The sequence below is a fragment of the Bombella sp. ESL0378 genome, from assembly GCF_009725845.1.
Taxonomy (GTDB): domain Bacteria; phylum Pseudomonadota; class Alphaproteobacteria; order Acetobacterales; family Acetobacteraceae; genus Bombella; species Bombella pollinis.
Genome location: NZ_WNIF01000002.1, coordinates 173,018 through 188,381 on the forward strand (window position 1 = coordinate 173,018; position 15,364 = coordinate 188,381).

Sequence of the window (15,364 nt, forward strand, 5' to 3'; positions counted from 1 at the left end):
ATTTTATGGGGAATCAGTGCAAGGCGTCAAACCTGTATTATTAATGCAGGATATAAATTGTTCTGATAATCATATCCTTCTTGTGAGGGTGCGAAGGGATTTATCAAGTTTCTATGAGAGGTCATAAGATATGTTCTACCCTCATAGGTAAAAGCAGCATAAACTGAGACAGTTTTAGAGGGGAGTGGAGGGCATAATGGATATTCGTCACGCCATAGAGGATGATCTTCCCATTATTACGGAGATTTATAATCACGCTGTGAGGACAACGACAGCGATATGGAACGATCGCGTTGTGGATGTAGCGAATAGGGCAGCATGGTTAAAGGCTCATGATGAAGCGGATTTGCCAGTCTTGGTGAGTGTGGATGATGATGGCGTGGTGAATGGTTATGCCACTTTTGGGCCGTGGCGTGCGTGGGATGGCTATAAATATACGGTAGAACATTCCGTCTATGTGCATAAAGCTGCACAACGTAAGGGGGTCGGGAAGGCTCTTATGCACGCTTTGATGGAGGCTGCGCGTGAGCGAGGGTATCACGTTATGATTGCGGGTATTGAATCGGGGAATGTAGGGTCATTACGCCTACATGAGCAATTAGGCTTCCAAAAAGTGGGGGAGTGCCCTCAAGTAGGGTGTAAGTTCGGGCGGTGGTTGGATTTGACCTTCATGCAAGTCACATTTGAGGGATGTCCTTTGCCAAAATGAACTTGCTATAATAGCAGTTTTTTGTTCTTGTATCAGAATGAAAATATGAGGAGAAACACCATGTTGGGTTGTAAGAGGGATGGGGTAATATGGAGCCGTGCATGGTCCATGATGGCTTTACTAGTTGGGGGTATGGCTCTTGCAACGCCTGCATGGGCTGAAGGCTTGGACCGTGTTTATGAGGTGCAAGCGCAGCTGGCTCCAACAACTTTGGTGGTGGGGAAGGACCAAGCCCCTACCGATGTGCTAAAAACGAATCTAGGGCCGAATATCCGCCGTGGGCAAGTCCAGAAGACGGTTGAAATTGGGCATAATGCTTACCGCTTGGGACAATATCGGATGCAAGTTCGTTTACGTCCCGGCCCGCATGGTGGGTATGATAATGGTACGATGAGTTATACTGTCTCGGCGTCATTAAACCGTGTAGCGAATAATCATACGGTCTCTATTTTTACACGCGTAAAAGGGGTGGTGAAACTGCAAGACGGTCAGGCCGTAACACCCCTCCCAGCGAACCGTTATTTTACGGGAACGATGCAGATTCATGCCATTGCAGCAGGGTTCTGAAGACAAAGGAAGGTGTGGCTGGATGAGGATGTGGCTAAAAGGGCGATCGGGCTTTTTGGAAGGGCTGGTAGTTGGGGCGATAAGTTTTTTTTATATGGAGAGTATCGCGGTGGCGGGCGCACTTTCATTCCCGGAATCGGGTGTGAAGGCTCCGTATAGTCCTTTGGCCATTCCAACTTATTTTCAGCCTATTGATGTATCGTTAGAGGCTTTGTTGGATCAGCATTACACGATTATATCCGCCCATGAAGCAGGTGGAGAGGAGATAGTGGTTTTAGCGCGAAAAGAAGGCCCTATGGAGGCGCGTCTTCATGCTATATGTGCGTTGACGATGCCGAATGTTGAGACGGATCAAACCGTGGTAACATCGCGTTGTTGGGCATTAAATCATCCTCGTAAGGGGGAATAATCTTATGCGTGTTAGTACCGAATTATGGTATGGGCAGCATAATATGTTTGCGGGAGGGGTGTTATGACGGATTCAGTATATAGTTTGCTCGGTTATGAGGATGAGGTCCGCCAACTTGGTAAAAAGATTGGCCGTCTCTCCAAACATGAGCTTTTTTCACAGGATTTGACGCCTTTTCCGAAGGGGAACCCTAAAGTAACCCCACGGCACGAGGCATTTTATTGTGAGATTGAGGCATCGCATCAATTTTATAAACAGATGGTTAGTTCCATGGAAAGGGAGTTCCATGAGCTATGTGACCGTTTCTCATCGGAGCGTTATTATTCTGTAGATGCTGATTTTAACCGTTTGATGGTGCAGTTTAATGGTAATTCTGCCAATGATACGTTGGCATCTATGCGGTTTATGAATCGGTTTCTTCTATGTGTGAAGAAGAATATGCCTTTTGGTGAAGATGATGCCCATGTTCTTTTTGCAAATTATGGCCGTTTGATTACGCGTTGAGATATAGAGACCTAAACGTAGCATGAAGGCAGCAGCGTGACGTTTGATCTGTACACTATATTATATATCATCGCGATAATTGCCGAAGCTATGACCGCTGCCCTTTTGGCTGGAAAATTAGAGATGGACCTTGTGGGCGTTTTTCTTTTGGGCTGGGTAACGGCCTTAGGGGGTGGGTCTATTCGGGATGTATTGCTAAATCATTATCCATTGTCATGGGTGCGGCATCCAAGTTATTCTTTAATAACAGGTTTTGCAGCTTTAGCGACTATTGTTGTTGCACGACATATGCATAAATTGCGTAAGTTATTTTTATTTCTCGATGCGATTGGATTGGTTGTTTTTACAGTAATTGGGTGTCAGATAGCAATAGTAGGGCATTTGTCGCTTATATGTGTAGTTATATCTGGTATGATTACGGGATGTATGGGGGGTGTTTTGCGGGATATATTATGTAACGATGTCCCGCTTTTGTTTCGTTCTGAATTATATGGGACGGTGTCGGTAAGTACGGCTATTGTCTTTTTGTTATGCTCTCATTATATAGATAATAAAAATATTGAACTTATTATAGCTATGATATTTGGTATTACATTTCGGTTATTATCTATTCGATATAATTGGACATTACCTCGCTTTACATATCGGTCTTAGGGGAGATTGCGCCTAGGTGTGGTTATGGGGGGCGCATAAGATAATAGTAGCACCGCTTAGACAGAGGCTTGCACCGGCGATATCCCATATGTCGGGTATTGTATGCTCTATGAGCCAGCTCCAAACTAGGCTTATAACAATATAGATTCCGCCATAAAGTGCGTAAGCACGTCCAGCATGGTCGGAAGGGCTCAATGTTAGTAGAAAAGCAAAGAGACTCAAGGAGAGGCTGCCGGGAATGAGCCATAGGGGGTTTTTATGAAGTTTAATCCATGCCCAAAATGAAAAACATCCAGCGATTTCAGCACAGGCTGTGAGGCTATAGAGCAATATAGAGCTGAACAGGAGAGGCATAAAAGAGACATAACCAATAGGATGAGGAGGTTTATTATGTAGATACCTTCTTTGTAAAAAGATTGCTATCATGGACGTGGAAGCCCGCACTGGACGCTACGGTGTTTGCCCAGTGCGGAGGTGGGAGCTATTTAGCGGGGGACGTTGTTGGAGCTAGGCACTGTTGTGGGGTTGGAGACGGTGGACGCCGTGGCTTCTGGGCGTTTTTTCAACCCGGATAGCACTAGGGCCGTGCCGGTGAGGATGGCGGTTGCGCCTGCGATGACCTTGCCGAGGTCGAAGCGGACTTTGCTTTCTACAGTCGGGAGCAAGCCGTCTGCGACGCAGGAGATTCCCGCTGTGACTTTGTCAACATTTGCGGAGGATTTACCTGTGATGGCGGTGAACACGCTCTCACCAGCGGCGATGAGGGCGGAGAGGGAGGGGTTTGTATCGGCCATGATAGGCTCCTGTTCAATTCTAGTGAGTGATGGTTGGTGAGGGTTCAGTCAATGCGGCGGGGAGTCCCGTGCATTGCTGCTATTGGCCCGATTGTTGGGTAGGTGGTTGGCCGCCCAGCCTATGTTGAAGGCGAGGATGTTCATCAGCCGGTATGGGACCGTCCAACGCGACCCCGCAGCGGGTGGGCGGATGATGGTAGAAAGTGCGGCGCATGCGATGATGAGTAACGCCGCATAGCCCTGCACGCTATTGGGCAGAGCGGAGAGGATGGATGAGAAATCCACGATGCCCCCTAAATATGAAAAGGCCGCCCCTATATGGAGCGGCCCTTTTTATGGTCAGGATGGGTTAAGGTCAGCTGGGGCCTCTGGTAAGGCTGTGCTGGTCGTATCCTTACCCTTGGCGATGGCCGTTAGGGCGCGGATGTAAGCGACACAATCATCAGGTGTATCCTCATTGAAGATGCCGTAATTATTGTAAATCTGCATCCGTGCGACGCTTAGTACGGATAAAGCCTGCTGCTTGAGTGCATTAGCAACGGCGGCTTTATCGACAACCCATTGTTGCGTGCTGTCATCCCAATGGCCGTAAAGGGCTGGTGGAGCGACTGTGACAACATCCGCTGGCAGCGGCCCCGGCTTGGAGATTTGGAAGGCATTCGCATCGGCCTTGCGCCATACGGTCTGGCCGATATGGCTCTCCAGCACATTCCATTTCTTATTGACGTTATCGAACACAGCGACTTGGCCGTCATTCGCTGTAGGGGGAGCAAAGCGTGTGCTGCCAGCGGGCTCGGTGGAGTAGATTTGCACCCAGCCTTCCCATGAGCCTTTATAGACGCTGGTATAAGGGTCGAAGGCATAGAGTGTAATATAGCCGCTATTTACGGTGAAGCCGTCATCACCGAAGCTAGCGCGTGGTTGGGGCTTGTTGGTATCGTCTGTCATTTAACGGGTAATCCTGCATAGATGATGGGTAAGTAATTGCGGTTTTTAGGCCGCGTCACAGCCACCTGCGCCCATGCGTTATCTGGGGCGGGGGTGTGAATATCGAAGAAGCTGCTTTGGAAAGGGTTAGAGACACCCGGTTTGCTGGGGTAATGGCCAGCGGCTGGTTGCTCTAACCCGGCTGCTTGGAAGTCGCCGGAGAAGAATACCGGGATGCCCACCCGGCCCCCAATGGTGGAGGTACCAGCGGCGGCGGAGCCTTCCTGATAAGAGGCAAAGCCGCGCGTTGGGCCGTCTGGGTCGTTATAACCGCTAGGGTCGTACCCGCGGATGAAGAGCCCGCAATCATTGGGGAGGAAGCCGCTTGGGTAGATTTTAGCAAGCTCGGGATAGACATCCATCGGAAAGGATGAGCCATCACGCACGCGCCAGTTCTCCGGTGGGCTTGTGCCAGCAAAATAGGCGATAACCCCCGCAGCAAGACCACCAGTGGAGGGCGCAGGAGGTGTAGCAAGTTTCTGCTCCACGCTGCTCATGCGCTGGGTCAGGGCGGTATCTGCCTGCTCCCGCGCGGTGGTCTCGGTTGTGAGGTCGGTTTGCTTTGCGTAGCCTGAAAGGTCCGGGGGAGCCGGGATAGTGGCACTCACCTGGTTGATGCGTTGCTCAAGAGCAGCATCAGCGGTCTGGCGTGCGGTTGCCTCTGTGGTTAAGTCGGCTTGTTTGGCTAATCCCTCAATGGAGGGAAGCTGAATCCCCTCAATCGCCTGCGTTATATGTTGGGCGAGCTGTTGGGATGTAACAAGGCCGGATCTATCGGGGAGGTCGCTCTTTTTGGCGTAAGCGGAGAGGTCCGGCGGGGCGGGGATGGAGGCGATAGCGGCGTTAATCTGTGCTTTTAAGCCATCACGTGCCTGCGTGAGCGCGGTGGTGGTGGCGTAAGCGGAGAGGTCTGGAGCTGTTATGTTGCCCCCGCCCAGAGAGCTAGCGGGGAACAGCCCGACCACGCTGCCTTGGAGGCCAAGCACGCGGTCCCCGGCCTGAGGTGCGCTCAAGGTTGGCAGGTCCGGCACGCGGACGCGCCCGCCTTCATTGCTGACGGTCATGCTCGTCATAGGGTGAGAATCCTTCCATCAGGGAGGGTGAGGTTATCGGGCTGGATGGCCGCATGGTCAGGCGGAGGAAGGCTGGCCTGCACAGCATCGACCGACCCGGCATCATCCAACACGGTGATGCGTAAGGTGCGGACATAACGGCGGCCTGTGCTGGTCTCGAGCGTCATGGTGATGCTCTGTGTGCCGGGGGTTCCCCCTTGCAGCCCGATGGTGGCGAGCGCGTTGGAGAGGGCGGACCATAGCAGCGTCAGACCTGTCTCTTGTGGCACATCTACCGTAAGACGGATGACAGTCTCGCCCGGTTCGCAGCAGAACGGGCTAAGATAGAGGCTGTAATCCAACGCATCGCCACGGTTCTTGCTGGGGAAGCCTTGGATGATGGCCTCTTTAGAAGGGTAAAGGGAGCGCGCCGAACATGGCATCATGTCATAACGTCCTTCTGCATGTCTGACGCCACTTGAAGCACCAAGCCACCATAGGGGTTCTGGCCGTTTTCGAAGCGGATAATGGCGTTCATGAGGCCAGAGAGTAAGCGGGGCGTGGGTTGTCCGAGCGTCTCATCAGGCTCCACGCCGAGGCTGTGAGACACGCCCTCAATGTAAGATGAGGTGTCATTCTCGGTCGGGGGGGCCCACTTGCTGATGATGCCCGTTACGGTGTCGATATGGTCGCGTAGGATGTAGCGGGCAAGCTGGTCACGCAGGGCCTCAAGCCCCGCCTCTGGCGTGGGGAAGCGTGCAAAGCGTGCGTTAGGCCCCGGCTCTAGCACCGCGCCGGGTTGGTGGGCAAAGTTGAGATTGCCGGGGTTGTTATTGCGGATGCCGCGGGGGCGGCTGTCGGTCTGGCCCATGCTTTACCCTCCGAAAAGATGAGGGTTGAGCGTATGAATAAGCTGATACAGCCCCACTGCTACGCCACCGCCAAAGGCCGCGCTGCCTGTGATGGCGGCGGTAATGAGGCGGGAGCGTGTGGAGATAGTGGCGGCAATCTGGTTGCTTAATGCCTCAATCCCTGCGCGTTGTTCACGGGCGAGATTGTCGATTTTGTCGCTAAGCTTTGTGATGTCGTCATCATGGCGTGCCTGTACGGCCTCTAACGCTGCCACGCGCTCATTAAGCGGCGCATAGGGCGGGGCCGTGGGGAGTTGGTCGGTCATTTTATCCTCTTGCTATAAAAAAACCGCCCTTGAAGGGGCGGTCTGTATCATCTGGCAGGGTGGTGTGTTTATGGAGGGCAAGCCGCACGCAGTTCTTTGCGCTCATTAGCGTAATCGGTGAGGAAGAGCGGCACTTCTGCGAGGTCGGGATGAGTGCGTAGCTCGCGCGCTAGAGCGGCTTGTTCTTGGGGTGTGTAGGCCACAAGGGGCGGGCAAAGCGGGCGCAATGTGGGTTGGGCCGCGCATCCGCCTAACAGAGCGCATAATACTGCTGCGATAAGGGTCGCTACTGCCAGAGCGGGGGCGTAATCACGCTTGGGCATTAGAAGGCTCCTTTATCCAGCGTATCGAGTAGCTGATTATCGGTGCGGATGCCATTGGTGCGGGCATTGAGCATGGCGTGTGCGGCCTGCGTGGCCGCATTGGCGTTGGCCGTGTTGCGCTGGCTTGTATCCACGCGCGCGCTATTACGCCCCGCCCGGTTAGCGTACCAAATCAACCCGCCCAAAAAGCCCAGCACCGCCAGCAGGAAGCTACAGGCAGCGTAGAGATTCATGGGGGTTCCTTGTTATGCTGTTGGTTCGCTAGGGGCTGTGGGGAGGGTTTTGCTGGTGGTGTCGGTGCCGTTCACAATAGCCATTAAGGCTTTTATGTAGGCGACCCAGTTATCAGGCGTAGGCTCACCAATGATGCCGTAATTGTTATAAACAATCTGGCGTGCGGCTTGCAGAGCGGAGGTCGCTTGGGCTTTGAGCGGCGGCGGCGGCGGGGTGTAGGGCACGATTTTGCCATCCTGCACCCCTTGTCCGCACGGCAATCGGTTCTCCCACTGCTCTGGTGTGAGAGGGAGTAGCTCTGAGGCAGGGGGGAATCCGTCTAGGGAGTTGTAAAATCCCATGTCAAACCAGCCCGTAACAGGGGTCGGCTGGCTGGCTGAGTGGTCGTAGCTGGCGTAATAACGCGCTGGGTATTCTTCCTGATAATTGCTCATTGCATTACTCCTATTGCTAGACATTGCAAATGCCACGGGTATGCGGAGGTTCCGTTCTCTCCTCCAACGTAAAACGGTTGGAACGAAAAACCTGTATTTGTTATTTGCGGAGCGTTATTTGACAAATTATTAGTTAAAGGTGACATTCGACTTCTTGGTACATTTAGTTCTTCAACGTTTATTTGAGTGAAAACTAGCGGAACTGTGCCGGGTTGGAATGAAACAGGGAAGTTTACGTTGATTCCCCATGCTCCTTTCTGGCCTGTAGCCACAAACGCCTGAATCACCACACGGCCCGTTAAGTTCGGCCCAATCACCTCTGGCAAAACCCCGCCGCCTGCGCGGTTAATCGGCCCGGTGATGGTGCCGCCAGCAAGCGGTAGCAACCCCGCCTCTGCTGCCTGTGCCCGTTGTGTTTCCTGTTGAAGGGCGGCGGCTGTGGCGTAATTTCCTAGCGGGTCTAGCCAGCCATTCATGCTCTGGCTGGGGTCGTTGGTGTTATTGTCTGCCGTGCAGATGAGAAAACGCCCTGCGATGGTAGGGTGTGCGATGGTTGCACCTACAGGATAGCCATTAATAGCGGTGGCATAATCGGCAGAGAAAGGGTGCAGTATCCCTAGTTCTGCTGTGCGGGCCGCGCGTGAGAGCATATTGAGGATGCCATTCATGTCCTCGCCATAAGGCGGTACGCCACCGGCGGCGATGGGGGTCATGGTCGCTTTGGGGAAGCCCAGAGCCATGCTTGCTCGGCCAATGGCGGTTGCTGATTGCGGAATGGTCGCAATGGTGGAGCTATCGGCTTGGTCGGCCCAAGGAATAGAGAAAAGAGGACGTGTGTCGGTCTGTTTCATGGAATGTAAACTCGTTGATAAAGGATGTGGACACCGGCGGGGCGGGGGAGGGCACCGCTTTGATGGATGAGGGTGACATCAAGGGGGGAGAGGTCCCAGTTATGGCAAATGGTCATCGTACCATTGGCAGACCCTAAGGAGCTGTCGCCGAAAAAGATGCCGTTTTCGAAGGTTTGAGGGCCTTTGGTAGGGCCGTGCGCCTCTGTAAAGCCGAGATAGTCATCGGCGGGAGTACCCTCGGAGAGGTAAATGACCTTATCATCCCCACCGAAAAGCCGCATGAGGATGGCATTACTTTGCGCGATGGAGCCGTTGGAGATATTGGCCGCCGCCTTGGCGAAGATAAGCCGCCGGAAGGCCTCATCAGTGAGGGCATAATTCTCGGTGATGCTCTTGCCGGTATAAAAGACGCCATCTTCAAAAGGGCGCGCTGAATTGGTGCCGTCATCAGCTTCATCAAAGCCGATGAATTGCGGTTGACTGACCTTCTGGACGCGCTGGGCTCCAACAATGCGGCCCCACACATCCAGCCCCCATCCCGTGGCGGTAAGGGGGTTCCAGACGCGTTGTTGGAAGGTTTCAATGAGGTTTTGTGGGTCTATGGCCGCATTGAAGTAACCAATAATGCCGGTGAGGGCGGGGCTGTTGGCATATTGCGCTAAGATGGTCTCGCGTATGTCGATCATGTCACCACCTGCACGCTGATTGTATCGGCTGTGACGGTGGGGAGCTGGTTAATCGGTAGGGTGAGCCTGTTCTGGCCCGCATTGGCATCCGTGCCGATAGAGAGTGTTAGCACCTCCGCCCAGTCACCTAACCCATCCACAACCGCTGAGAGGCGTGAGGCGTAGAGCGTCTTGCCGATGCGAATGCGTGTTGTCCCCGTTGTGAGATAGCTCATGATGGCTTGCTGAATAAGCTGTGCTGCGTTGTTCGGCACCGTGTCAGACGCCGCAATCTCCATAGTTACATAGACAGCCACCGGGGTGGGGCGGTCATAATGGAAGGAGTAAGACGGCTGGTTCCCCGCATAAACCGGGTTGGTATCCTGAACGGTGACGATATGCGTGCCAACAGTTGCAATGCCGGGGGGCTTTTTATTGAGGATGGCCCGCCCGATATCTGTCGGATTGCCGCCCTCAACAAGGATATATTGCGCCCCTGCTGGGATGGTCACGCCCTGTTGCGTCATGTCCGTTTGGGAGGGGTTATCCGTCACAAAGGCATCTGTTACGCCCGGGAGTGCAAGCAATGCGCCCATGAGAGAGGCGTTCTGACCGATGCTGTTGGCCGCTACACTCGCTTGACGCCGCGCCTCGAAGTCCGTGCGGTTTTCGGCATCGGCTCCCGTAGCACCGGGGGCGGCGTTAGAGAGGGCTGCAATCCCCAGCCCTGCTTGATAGAGCGTTAAGCTATTGGCGGGGCATGTAATGGCCCCTGCTGTTTGGCATGAAAGCTCTAAATTAGCAGTGTTGGTGTTGGGGAGGGTAATATCCTGCGGGGCGGCATAGAGCGTATTATCCACTGAGCTTTGGGCTACAATCGTGCCCGCTTTGATGACCTGACCGGGAGCGTTCACCGTGGCTTGCACGGTAACAGTGGTCGCGGTGGCGGGGCGGCGTTCCATAAAATAAATGCGCCCGATAGCATCTTGCATTCGCCCGGAGGCTGAGGCGGGGTCCACGCCATTAAAGACGGCGAGCATGGCCGATAGAAAATCGCCAAGAATAGCGGTTTCTGAAATGGCAATTTGCCCTTGAGGGGTGGAGAGGGCCGTATTAGCCCCGCCACCGAGGGCGGTGTTCATGTCCGCTAGCACGCCGGTGAGGATGTCTTGCTCAGAAGGAGCGGTGAAGCCTGCATCGGTGAGGGTGGGAGCAGGGACGTTCGTTATGAAGTCAGAATTGGGCATAATCCGTGCTTCCATCAGTGAAGGTTACGAGGATAACGCCGCGTAATTGGCGTTCTTTTGTGGGATTGGCGAGGTGGCAGGTCGCAGCGGCAACGCCGGGGACGGAGAGCGCGGCATCCTCGACCTCGGAGGCGTAGAAGGAGATGTCCACCTCTGAATTGAGGATGTCTGTATCGTAGGGGATGCCTTGCCCGGTGTCGTACAGCACCTCCCCCAGCCATGTGCGGGCGGCAGAGCAGACATCTTGCAGAATGGCAGTTTTATCAGACAGCACAACGAGATTGCCGGTGCTATCAAGCGATAAGTCCCAATCAGAGGTAAGGGAGAGGGTTTTCATGGGGCGTCCTGTGAGGTAGCAGGTGAGGAAAGGTGAAGGAGGGCTTATGATGCGTTTATTGGTGGTCGTGATGGCGGGGTTGGCGTTGTTTGGCGTGGCGCGAGCAGAGGAGCGTTTTGTCCGTGGGAGTGATGGAACCTTTATGGTGGACCCTCAGCGGGCTTATGAGTTTCTACATGCTGCGTATTCGGAAAAAAGGATTGCTGATAACGCGTATGATGTTCTCATCAATAAAAGGCGTGGGCCTTGCTATGATGCTGTTATTCATATGTTTATCTACTATGATGATGGTGGGGGGAATGTTACAAAATATTGCTACAAACCAGACTTAGAGAGTGATAACGCTGTTACTGGAGAGCATCCGGCTTATGCTCCTGCCTTGCCGGCGGTGCCTCCTCAATAAGGAACTTTGTGTATGACTTATCGTGCGTTTATGTGTGTTGCGGCTCTTATGATGTTTGGAGAGGCGCACGCGGATATGTTGAGCCATCAGCCTGAGCCTACAGAGTCGTTGTCTCAGGCACTGCATGATAATGCTGTTGCTGCTCATCATCGTGGGCATAGTGAGCAGGGCTTGCAGTTTGATGAGCAAAATCTGCGCCGTTTGGGGTTGTCGGAAAGGACGGCAAAGGATGGCCTATGGGCTGTGGTTCATCGTCCGCGTTCGCAATGTGCGCAATATGTTCGTCAGCTTGCAGCGGATGCGAAAGGGGCCTCTGAGGCGTTTGTCCAAAGTGACCAACGTGTGGTGGTTTATCTAGAGAACTCCGGTATTTGTGAGCGGGAAAATCTACGGTAAGTTTTTCCTTTTCGTGGGAAGGGTTGGGCTTACTGCAAAGCAGTCTTGCAGGATTATGGTAGGTTGCGGCTTGATCTCCTTTTGGGAAGGGGCCAGCTGAGGGGCACCTTGATATACAGTAAGGAGATAGGAATATGGCTGATAAGTCAGATAGTAAGAATGCACCGCTCAAACCTACCCATGAAGTGATTAAGGAATTGCATCCTGAGGAGCGGCCAGCTGCGCGGGAGCGGCATTATGAGGTGATTGATGAGGTCTCCAGCGATGAAGCTGAGGATGTGACGCAGTAAAGAGGAGGGCGGAGATGGTACGAGGGGCCTTAAAGCTAAAACGCTTAGCTGTGAGAATGGGGATGCTAGGGGTAGGGTGTTGCATAGCAGGGGGGATCGCCCATGCGCAGGCCCCTCTTGAGGTGGGGCAAGATGGGCATGTAACGACCAATGGCATAGCGGCTATTGGTGTGTCTGCGCAGGAGGGGCAGCGTCTTGCTCAGGTGGGGAAGTGGCAGATGTTGGAGTTGGAACATACTCTGACGGCTTTGCTGGCTGAGGATGATGTAATGTTGTCCTTTTCTCCACGCCGTGGCGGAGATGTGTTTTTGATGTTCGTGCTGAAAGGTCAAGAGGTTAAGGACCCGGCTTTATCTGTACGTTTTTCGAACGGTCTGGAGGTAAAGAGCTTCCATTATACCGGCATTATTAACCGAGGCACGCAATGGGGCTGTTATGTTAGTGAGGCAGAAGGGAAGGCCCTGTTCGCGGCATTGGCGCAAAGTCATGCTGTGACGATGGTGTGGAGTGGTGGGCAAAAGCAGGTTGAGTTTGCTCAAGGAGCTGAGTTTGTGCAGAATATGCGCGAGACTGCACAGCATGGGCATATGCCTTTCCCTCAATGATAATTATCGGGGGGGACCGGTATCGCCGGAGCCGGGTTGTACCCCGTTATGGGTGTGTTGTGTAAGGGATATGCTGCCGGCTTTTACGTCACCATTTGTTACGATATCGCAATTTGCTGATAATTTTGCAGCATTGATAGTGACCTCGCCTTGGGCCTCGATAGAGACTGTCCCTGGCGTTACGATGCGCCAGCCTTGCTCTGTGGCCTGAATGAATTGATTTGGCCCGTTATTGAGAAAGCCACCCACATAAACGCAATCCTGTAGAGCAAATTGCCGGAATGAGGCAGGTGGGGATGGCTGACGGGTTGTTACGGCATGGGTGTGGTCGCGCCCGGATATGATGATGAAGCCAATATCGCCCGGTTTGGGGTCGATGATGAGGGCCGATGTGCCACCTTGGATGCGTAGGTAGGGCACATTATGGATGATATCATGCGCTAAAGGGCGTGATAGGGCGTCTTGTTGTTGGACCATGGGGCGGACGGTGACTTTGCCGGTGATAGAGGCTGGTTCTGCCGAGACATCCACGACTTGAACCAACATAGAAGGTCCAATTTGGTTAATGTGGCTGGCAATAAGGCTATCTAGCGCGCCTTTAATGTTATTTTTCCCCGTCGTAGGGCGAAGATAAGGGGTGTTGGTGGGGAGAGGCATAGTAGGCTCCATATTCTGGCGATGTGTTAAGGTGACAATTTGGTTTATTTGTTGATAGGGTGGTTTTGACTTTGTGATTATTGGGGGTTGTGATGCGGGGATTTGTTGCGGGGATTTTGAGTTTTGTGGCGTTTGTTTTTGTGCCGGGTTTGGGTGTTTGTGCTGATGGGATACCGCCTATAGAGGAGGGGTTGAAGATGGTTGCGGCGCAGCAGCAATATGCGTTGCAGCGGATGGGTTTAAGTGCGGCGTTAGCGCGGCAGGCTTTGTGGGGGGCGAAGTATAAGCCTGAGTCTATGTGCGCGCAGCATGTGAGTTTGCTGTTGAGCGGGTATGATGCGTTGCATCCTGAGTTTCCTGATGATGGGCCGCCGGATAAGGATAGGCGGGAGCGTATTCGCTTAGCGAATTCTGGGTCATGGCGGTTTGTTTACGATATTGAGCAAGTGCATATTTGTAGCAAGGCCTTTTTGGATAAGATGCCTGCGAAGCCTGTTTATAATAATATTCGTAATCCTGAAGAAGTTGTAGCGAATGATTTCCAAATAGATCGACAGGGAACTATTGATAGGATGGTGCAGGCTGGTGTGGAGCAAGAGGTTGCAGAAAATGCTGCGATTCTTTTAACCGCGCAAAGAGGCAGATTTGGTGCTTGTGTTAGAGTTGTTGATGAATTGTTGCATCATCATATGCCTAATATGGGGTTAGATACTGATATTGCTCGGGAGATGAATGGTAGAAATCCTGATACGGCGGAAACTGATTGTGACGTAGGGTTGATGTATCAAGACCCGAATGCGGAATACCCTTATGCGCCATCGATTGAGCGGTTGCAGAAAGCTTTTCGGGAGGACCGGAAAGGAACGATTAAGAAGCTTGTGAAGGTTGGCGTTAGGCGTATGTGGGCGGAGAATGCAGCGGATTTAGTATTGGCGCAGAAGGGGCGGTATCGACGATGCGCTGTCATTATGGGAGGATTATTGGATAATATGGGGTATGAGTGGGGGGATATTACCCACCATGTACAGGCGATTAATGAGGGGTTTTATACTACTGGTGGTTATCCCGGAGGGGGGGGAGGAAGTGGCGTAGGAGATAGTATTTGTGATGTGGATAATATGAATCAAAATCCTCAAGAGGGGTTATGGTGAAGGAGGCGTGTTTAGGCTTATGAAGCATTAGGGTATTTCCTATTGAGGGGGTGGTTTTTGGCCGAGGTTGGTGCGGATGCAATCTATGGTTGTGTGCCATTTACCTTCCGCTATTTCTGTTGAGACTTCATGTTGGATGGCAATGGGTAGCCACAGGCCATCCCAAGGGGCTTTGCTGATAAGCTGATGGCTTTGGTTGGTGAGGCTACTTGGCTTATTTTCTGGGGGAAGCCAGTTTGCAGGAGCGTATTTGCTCTCTAATATAAGAGGTTGCCAGAAGGCGATGTCTGGGCGGAGGAGTGTTGTGATGGTTGTTCCGGCCTCGTTATATTTGGGATAGCCAACCATACCATTTTGGGCAGAGATGATGGGTATTGATTTTTCTTGCCCATTTGGAGGGGTGCCAGTGTAGGAGCCGCCCCAGATTTCAACTATCCCTAGATGGGCTGTTGTTTGGGAGATTTGTTGCTTGTAGCTGTTGGGGAGGTTGTTAGTCTCGTCTTGCGTAATGGGGGTGTAAGGCCGGATATTATATTTGATATGTGTTGCGTTTACGACCCCCTTTATTTGGTCTAGCGCACTCCCAGAGCGGTAATGGTTGGTGAGGGGGCGTTGTTATCATCGCTCACAGAGAGCATGATGCTGCGGCCGGGGAGAACGTGGTTGAGGAATGTTAAGGTGACAATATTCTTTATTTGTTGATAGGGTGGCTTTGACTTTGTGATTATTAGGGGTTGTGATGCGGGGCATTGTTGCGGGTATTTTGAGTTTTGTGGCGTTTGTTTTTGTGCCTGGTTTGGGTGTTTGTGCTGATGGGATACCGCCTATAGAGGAGGGGTTGAAGATGGTTGCGGCGCAGCAGCAATATGCGTTGCAACGGATGGGTTTAAGTGCGTCGTTAGCGCGGCAGGCTTTGTG

At 52.8% G+C, this 15,364-nt stretch carries 27 protein-coding genes; 10 read left to right on the forward strand and 17 right to left on the reverse strand.

What is annotated here, in order from left to right; translation table 11 throughout:
* Positions 1 to 196: 196 nt before the first annotated feature.
* The 5 genes from GM556_RS01090 (at position 197) to GM556_RS01110 (ending at position 2,843) form a co-directional block, all read left to right on the forward strand.
* Positions 197 to 709: a GNAT family N-acetyltransferase gene (locus GM556_RS01090; protein ID WP_155572720.1), complete on the forward strand. Its 513-nt coding sequence runs from the start codon at positions 197 to 199 to the stop codon at positions 707 to 709.
* Between the two features lie 108 nt (positions 710 to 817).
* Positions 818 to 1,276, forward strand: coding sequence for a hypothetical protein (locus GM556_RS01095; protein WP_155572721.1), 459 nt, complete (start codon positions 818 to 820; stop codon positions 1,274 to 1,276).
* A gap of 22 nt (positions 1,277 to 1,298) precedes the next feature.
* The gene (locus GM556_RS01100) at positions 1,299 to 1,685 is read left to right on the forward strand and encodes a hypothetical protein (protein WP_155578993.1); all 387 of its coding nucleotides are present in this window, start codon (positions 1,299 to 1,301) and stop codon (positions 1,683 to 1,685) included.
* Between the two features lie 63 nt (positions 1,686 to 1,748).
* On the forward strand, positions 1,749 to 2,189 hold the full coding sequence (locus GM556_RS01105) for a hypothetical protein (protein ID WP_155572723.1): 441 nt from the start codon (positions 1,749 to 1,751) through the stop codon (positions 2,187 to 2,189).
* A 36-nt stretch (positions 2,190 to 2,225) separates the two neighbouring features.
* Positions 2,226 to 2,843, forward strand: coding sequence for a trimeric intracellular cation channel family protein (locus GM556_RS01110; RefSeq protein ID WP_266137216.1), 618 nt, complete (start codon positions 2,226 to 2,228; stop codon positions 2,841 to 2,843).
* Positions 2,844 to 2,855: 12 nt separating this feature from the next.
* Here the strand turns inward: GM556_RS01110 and GM556_RS01115 are convergent, their stop codons facing one another.
* The 15 genes from GM556_RS01115 to GM556_RS01185 form a co-directional block, all read right to left on the reverse strand.
* Positions 2,856 to 3,197, reverse strand: a complete 342-nt coding sequence (locus tag GM556_RS01115; RefSeq protein ID WP_155572724.1) for a YnfA family protein — start codon at positions 3,195 to 3,197, stop codon at positions 2,856 to 2,858.
* Between the two features lie 131 nt (positions 3,198 to 3,328).
* On the reverse strand, positions 3,329 to 3,637 hold the full coding sequence (locus GM556_RS01120) for a hypothetical protein (protein ID WP_155578994.1): 309 nt from the start codon (positions 3,635 to 3,637) through the stop codon (positions 3,329 to 3,331).
* 48 nt (positions 3,638 to 3,685) lie between these two features.
* Positions 3,686 to 3,922 carry a hypothetical protein gene (locus GM556_RS01125; protein WP_155578995.1) on the reverse strand — a complete coding sequence of 79 codons (237 nt, stop codon included), beginning with the start codon at positions 3,920 to 3,922 and terminating at the stop codon, positions 3,686 to 3,688.
* A gap of 54 nt (positions 3,923 to 3,976) precedes the next feature.
* Positions 3,977 to 4,585, reverse strand: a complete 609-nt coding sequence (locus GM556_RS01130) for a hypothetical protein (RefSeq protein WP_155578996.1) — start codon at positions 4,583 to 4,585, stop codon at positions 3,977 to 3,979.
* Entirely contained in the window at positions 4,582 to 5,697 is a 1,116-nt protein-coding gene (locus tag GM556_RS01135) for a tail fiber protein (protein ID WP_155578997.1), read from the reverse strand. Before GM556_RS01135 ends, GM556_RS01130 begins: the two co-directional genes overlap by 4 nt.
* Positions 5,694 to 6,122: a hypothetical protein gene (locus tag GM556_RS01140; protein ID WP_155578998.1), complete on the reverse strand. Its 429-nt coding sequence runs from the start codon at positions 6,120 to 6,122 to the stop codon at positions 5,694 to 5,696. Before GM556_RS01140 ends, GM556_RS01135 begins: the two co-directional genes overlap by 4 nt.
* Positions 6,119 to 6,547, reverse strand: coding sequence for a structural protein P5 (locus GM556_RS01145; protein WP_155578999.1), 429 nt, complete (start codon positions 6,545 to 6,547; stop codon positions 6,119 to 6,121). Before GM556_RS01145 ends, GM556_RS01140 begins: the two co-directional genes overlap by 4 nt.
* Before the next feature lie 3 nt (positions 6,548 to 6,550).
* Positions 6,551 to 6,853: a hypothetical protein gene (locus GM556_RS01150; protein ID WP_099027549.1), complete on the reverse strand. Its 303-nt coding sequence runs from the start codon at positions 6,851 to 6,853 to the stop codon at positions 6,551 to 6,553.
* Positions 6,854 to 6,921: 68 nt separating this feature from the next.
* Positions 6,922 to 7,176 carry a hypothetical protein gene (locus tag GM556_RS01155; RefSeq protein WP_230873232.1) on the reverse strand — a complete coding sequence of 85 codons (255 nt, stop codon included), beginning with the start codon at positions 7,174 to 7,176 and terminating at the stop codon, positions 6,922 to 6,924.
* Complete coding sequence (locus GM556_RS01160) at positions 7,176 to 7,409, reverse strand: hypothetical protein (protein ID WP_155579000.1); 234 nt, start codon at positions 7,407 to 7,409, stop codon at positions 7,176 to 7,178. The genes GM556_RS01155 and GM556_RS01160 overlap by 1 nt, the downstream gene beginning before the upstream one ends.
* Before the next feature lie 12 nt (positions 7,410 to 7,421).
* Positions 7,422 to 7,844, reverse strand: coding sequence for a hypothetical protein (locus tag GM556_RS01165; protein ID WP_196424751.1), 423 nt, complete (start codon positions 7,842 to 7,844; stop codon positions 7,422 to 7,424).
* Positions 7,841 to 8,695: a hypothetical protein gene (locus tag GM556_RS01170; protein WP_155579002.1), complete on the reverse strand. Its 855-nt coding sequence runs from the start codon at positions 8,693 to 8,695 to the stop codon at positions 7,841 to 7,843. Before GM556_RS01170 ends, GM556_RS01165 begins: the two co-directional genes overlap by 4 nt.
* Positions 8,692 to 9,381 carry a DUF2612 domain-containing protein gene (locus GM556_RS01175; protein WP_155579003.1) on the reverse strand — a complete coding sequence of 230 codons (690 nt, stop codon included), beginning with the start codon at positions 9,379 to 9,381 and terminating at the stop codon, positions 8,692 to 8,694. The genes GM556_RS01170 and GM556_RS01175 overlap by 4 nt, the downstream gene beginning before the upstream one ends.
* Positions 9,378 to 10,607, reverse strand: coding sequence for a baseplate J/gp47 family protein (locus tag GM556_RS01180; protein ID WP_155579004.1), 1,230 nt, complete (start codon positions 10,605 to 10,607; stop codon positions 9,378 to 9,380). The genes GM556_RS01175 and GM556_RS01180 overlap by 4 nt, the downstream gene beginning before the upstream one ends.
* Positions 10,594 to 10,944, reverse strand: coding sequence for a hypothetical protein (locus tag GM556_RS01185; protein WP_099027555.1), 351 nt, complete (start codon positions 10,942 to 10,944; stop codon positions 10,594 to 10,596). Before GM556_RS01185 ends, GM556_RS01180 begins: the two co-directional genes overlap by 14 nt.
* Positions 10,945 to 10,990: 46 nt before the next feature.
* Here GM556_RS01185 and GM556_RS01190 point away from each other — a divergent pair, with 46 nt between their 5' ends.
* From GM556_RS01190 to GM556_RS01205, 4 genes are all read left to right on the forward strand, one after another.
* Positions 10,991 to 11,347, forward strand: coding sequence for a hypothetical protein (locus GM556_RS01190; protein ID WP_155579005.1), 357 nt, complete (start codon positions 10,991 to 10,993; stop codon positions 11,345 to 11,347).
* Positions 11,348 to 11,359: 12 nt separating this feature from the next.
* Positions 11,360 to 11,743 (forward strand): hypothetical protein, encoded by a 384-nt coding sequence (locus GM556_RS01195; protein WP_155572737.1) that lies wholly within the window; start codon positions 11,360 to 11,362, stop codon positions 11,741 to 11,743.
* A gap of 134 nt (positions 11,744 to 11,877) precedes the next feature.
* Positions 11,878 to 12,033, forward strand: coding sequence for a hypothetical protein (locus GM556_RS01200; RefSeq protein ID WP_155572738.1), 156 nt, complete (start codon positions 11,878 to 11,880; stop codon positions 12,031 to 12,033).
* Between the two features lie 14 nt (positions 12,034 to 12,047).
* Complete coding sequence (locus tag GM556_RS01205; RefSeq protein WP_155572739.1) at positions 12,048 to 12,638, forward strand: hypothetical protein; 591 nt, start codon at positions 12,048 to 12,050, stop codon at positions 12,636 to 12,638.
* Between the two features lie 3 nt (positions 12,639 to 12,641).
* Here GM556_RS01205 and GM556_RS01210 read toward each other — a convergent pair whose 3' ends face one another.
* Positions 12,642 to 13,295 carry a Gp138 family membrane-puncturing spike protein gene (locus GM556_RS01210; RefSeq protein WP_155579006.1) on the reverse strand — a complete coding sequence of 218 codons (654 nt, stop codon included), beginning with the start codon at positions 13,293 to 13,295 and terminating at the stop codon, positions 12,642 to 12,644.
* 92 nt (positions 13,296 to 13,387) lie between these two features.
* Here GM556_RS01210 and GM556_RS01215 point away from each other — a divergent pair, with 92 nt between their 5' ends.
* Positions 13,388 to 14,446 (forward strand): hypothetical protein, encoded by a 1,059-nt coding sequence (locus GM556_RS01215; protein ID WP_155579007.1) that lies wholly within the window; start codon positions 13,388 to 13,390, stop codon positions 14,444 to 14,446.
* 39 nt (positions 14,447 to 14,485) lie between these two features.
* Here the strand turns inward: GM556_RS01215 and GM556_RS01220 are convergent, their stop codons facing one another.
* On the reverse strand, positions 14,486 to 14,794 hold the full coding sequence (locus GM556_RS01220) for a hypothetical protein (protein ID WP_155579008.1): 309 nt from the start codon (positions 14,792 to 14,794) through the stop codon (positions 14,486 to 14,488).
* Between the last annotated feature and the right edge of the window lie 570 nt (positions 14,795 to 15,364).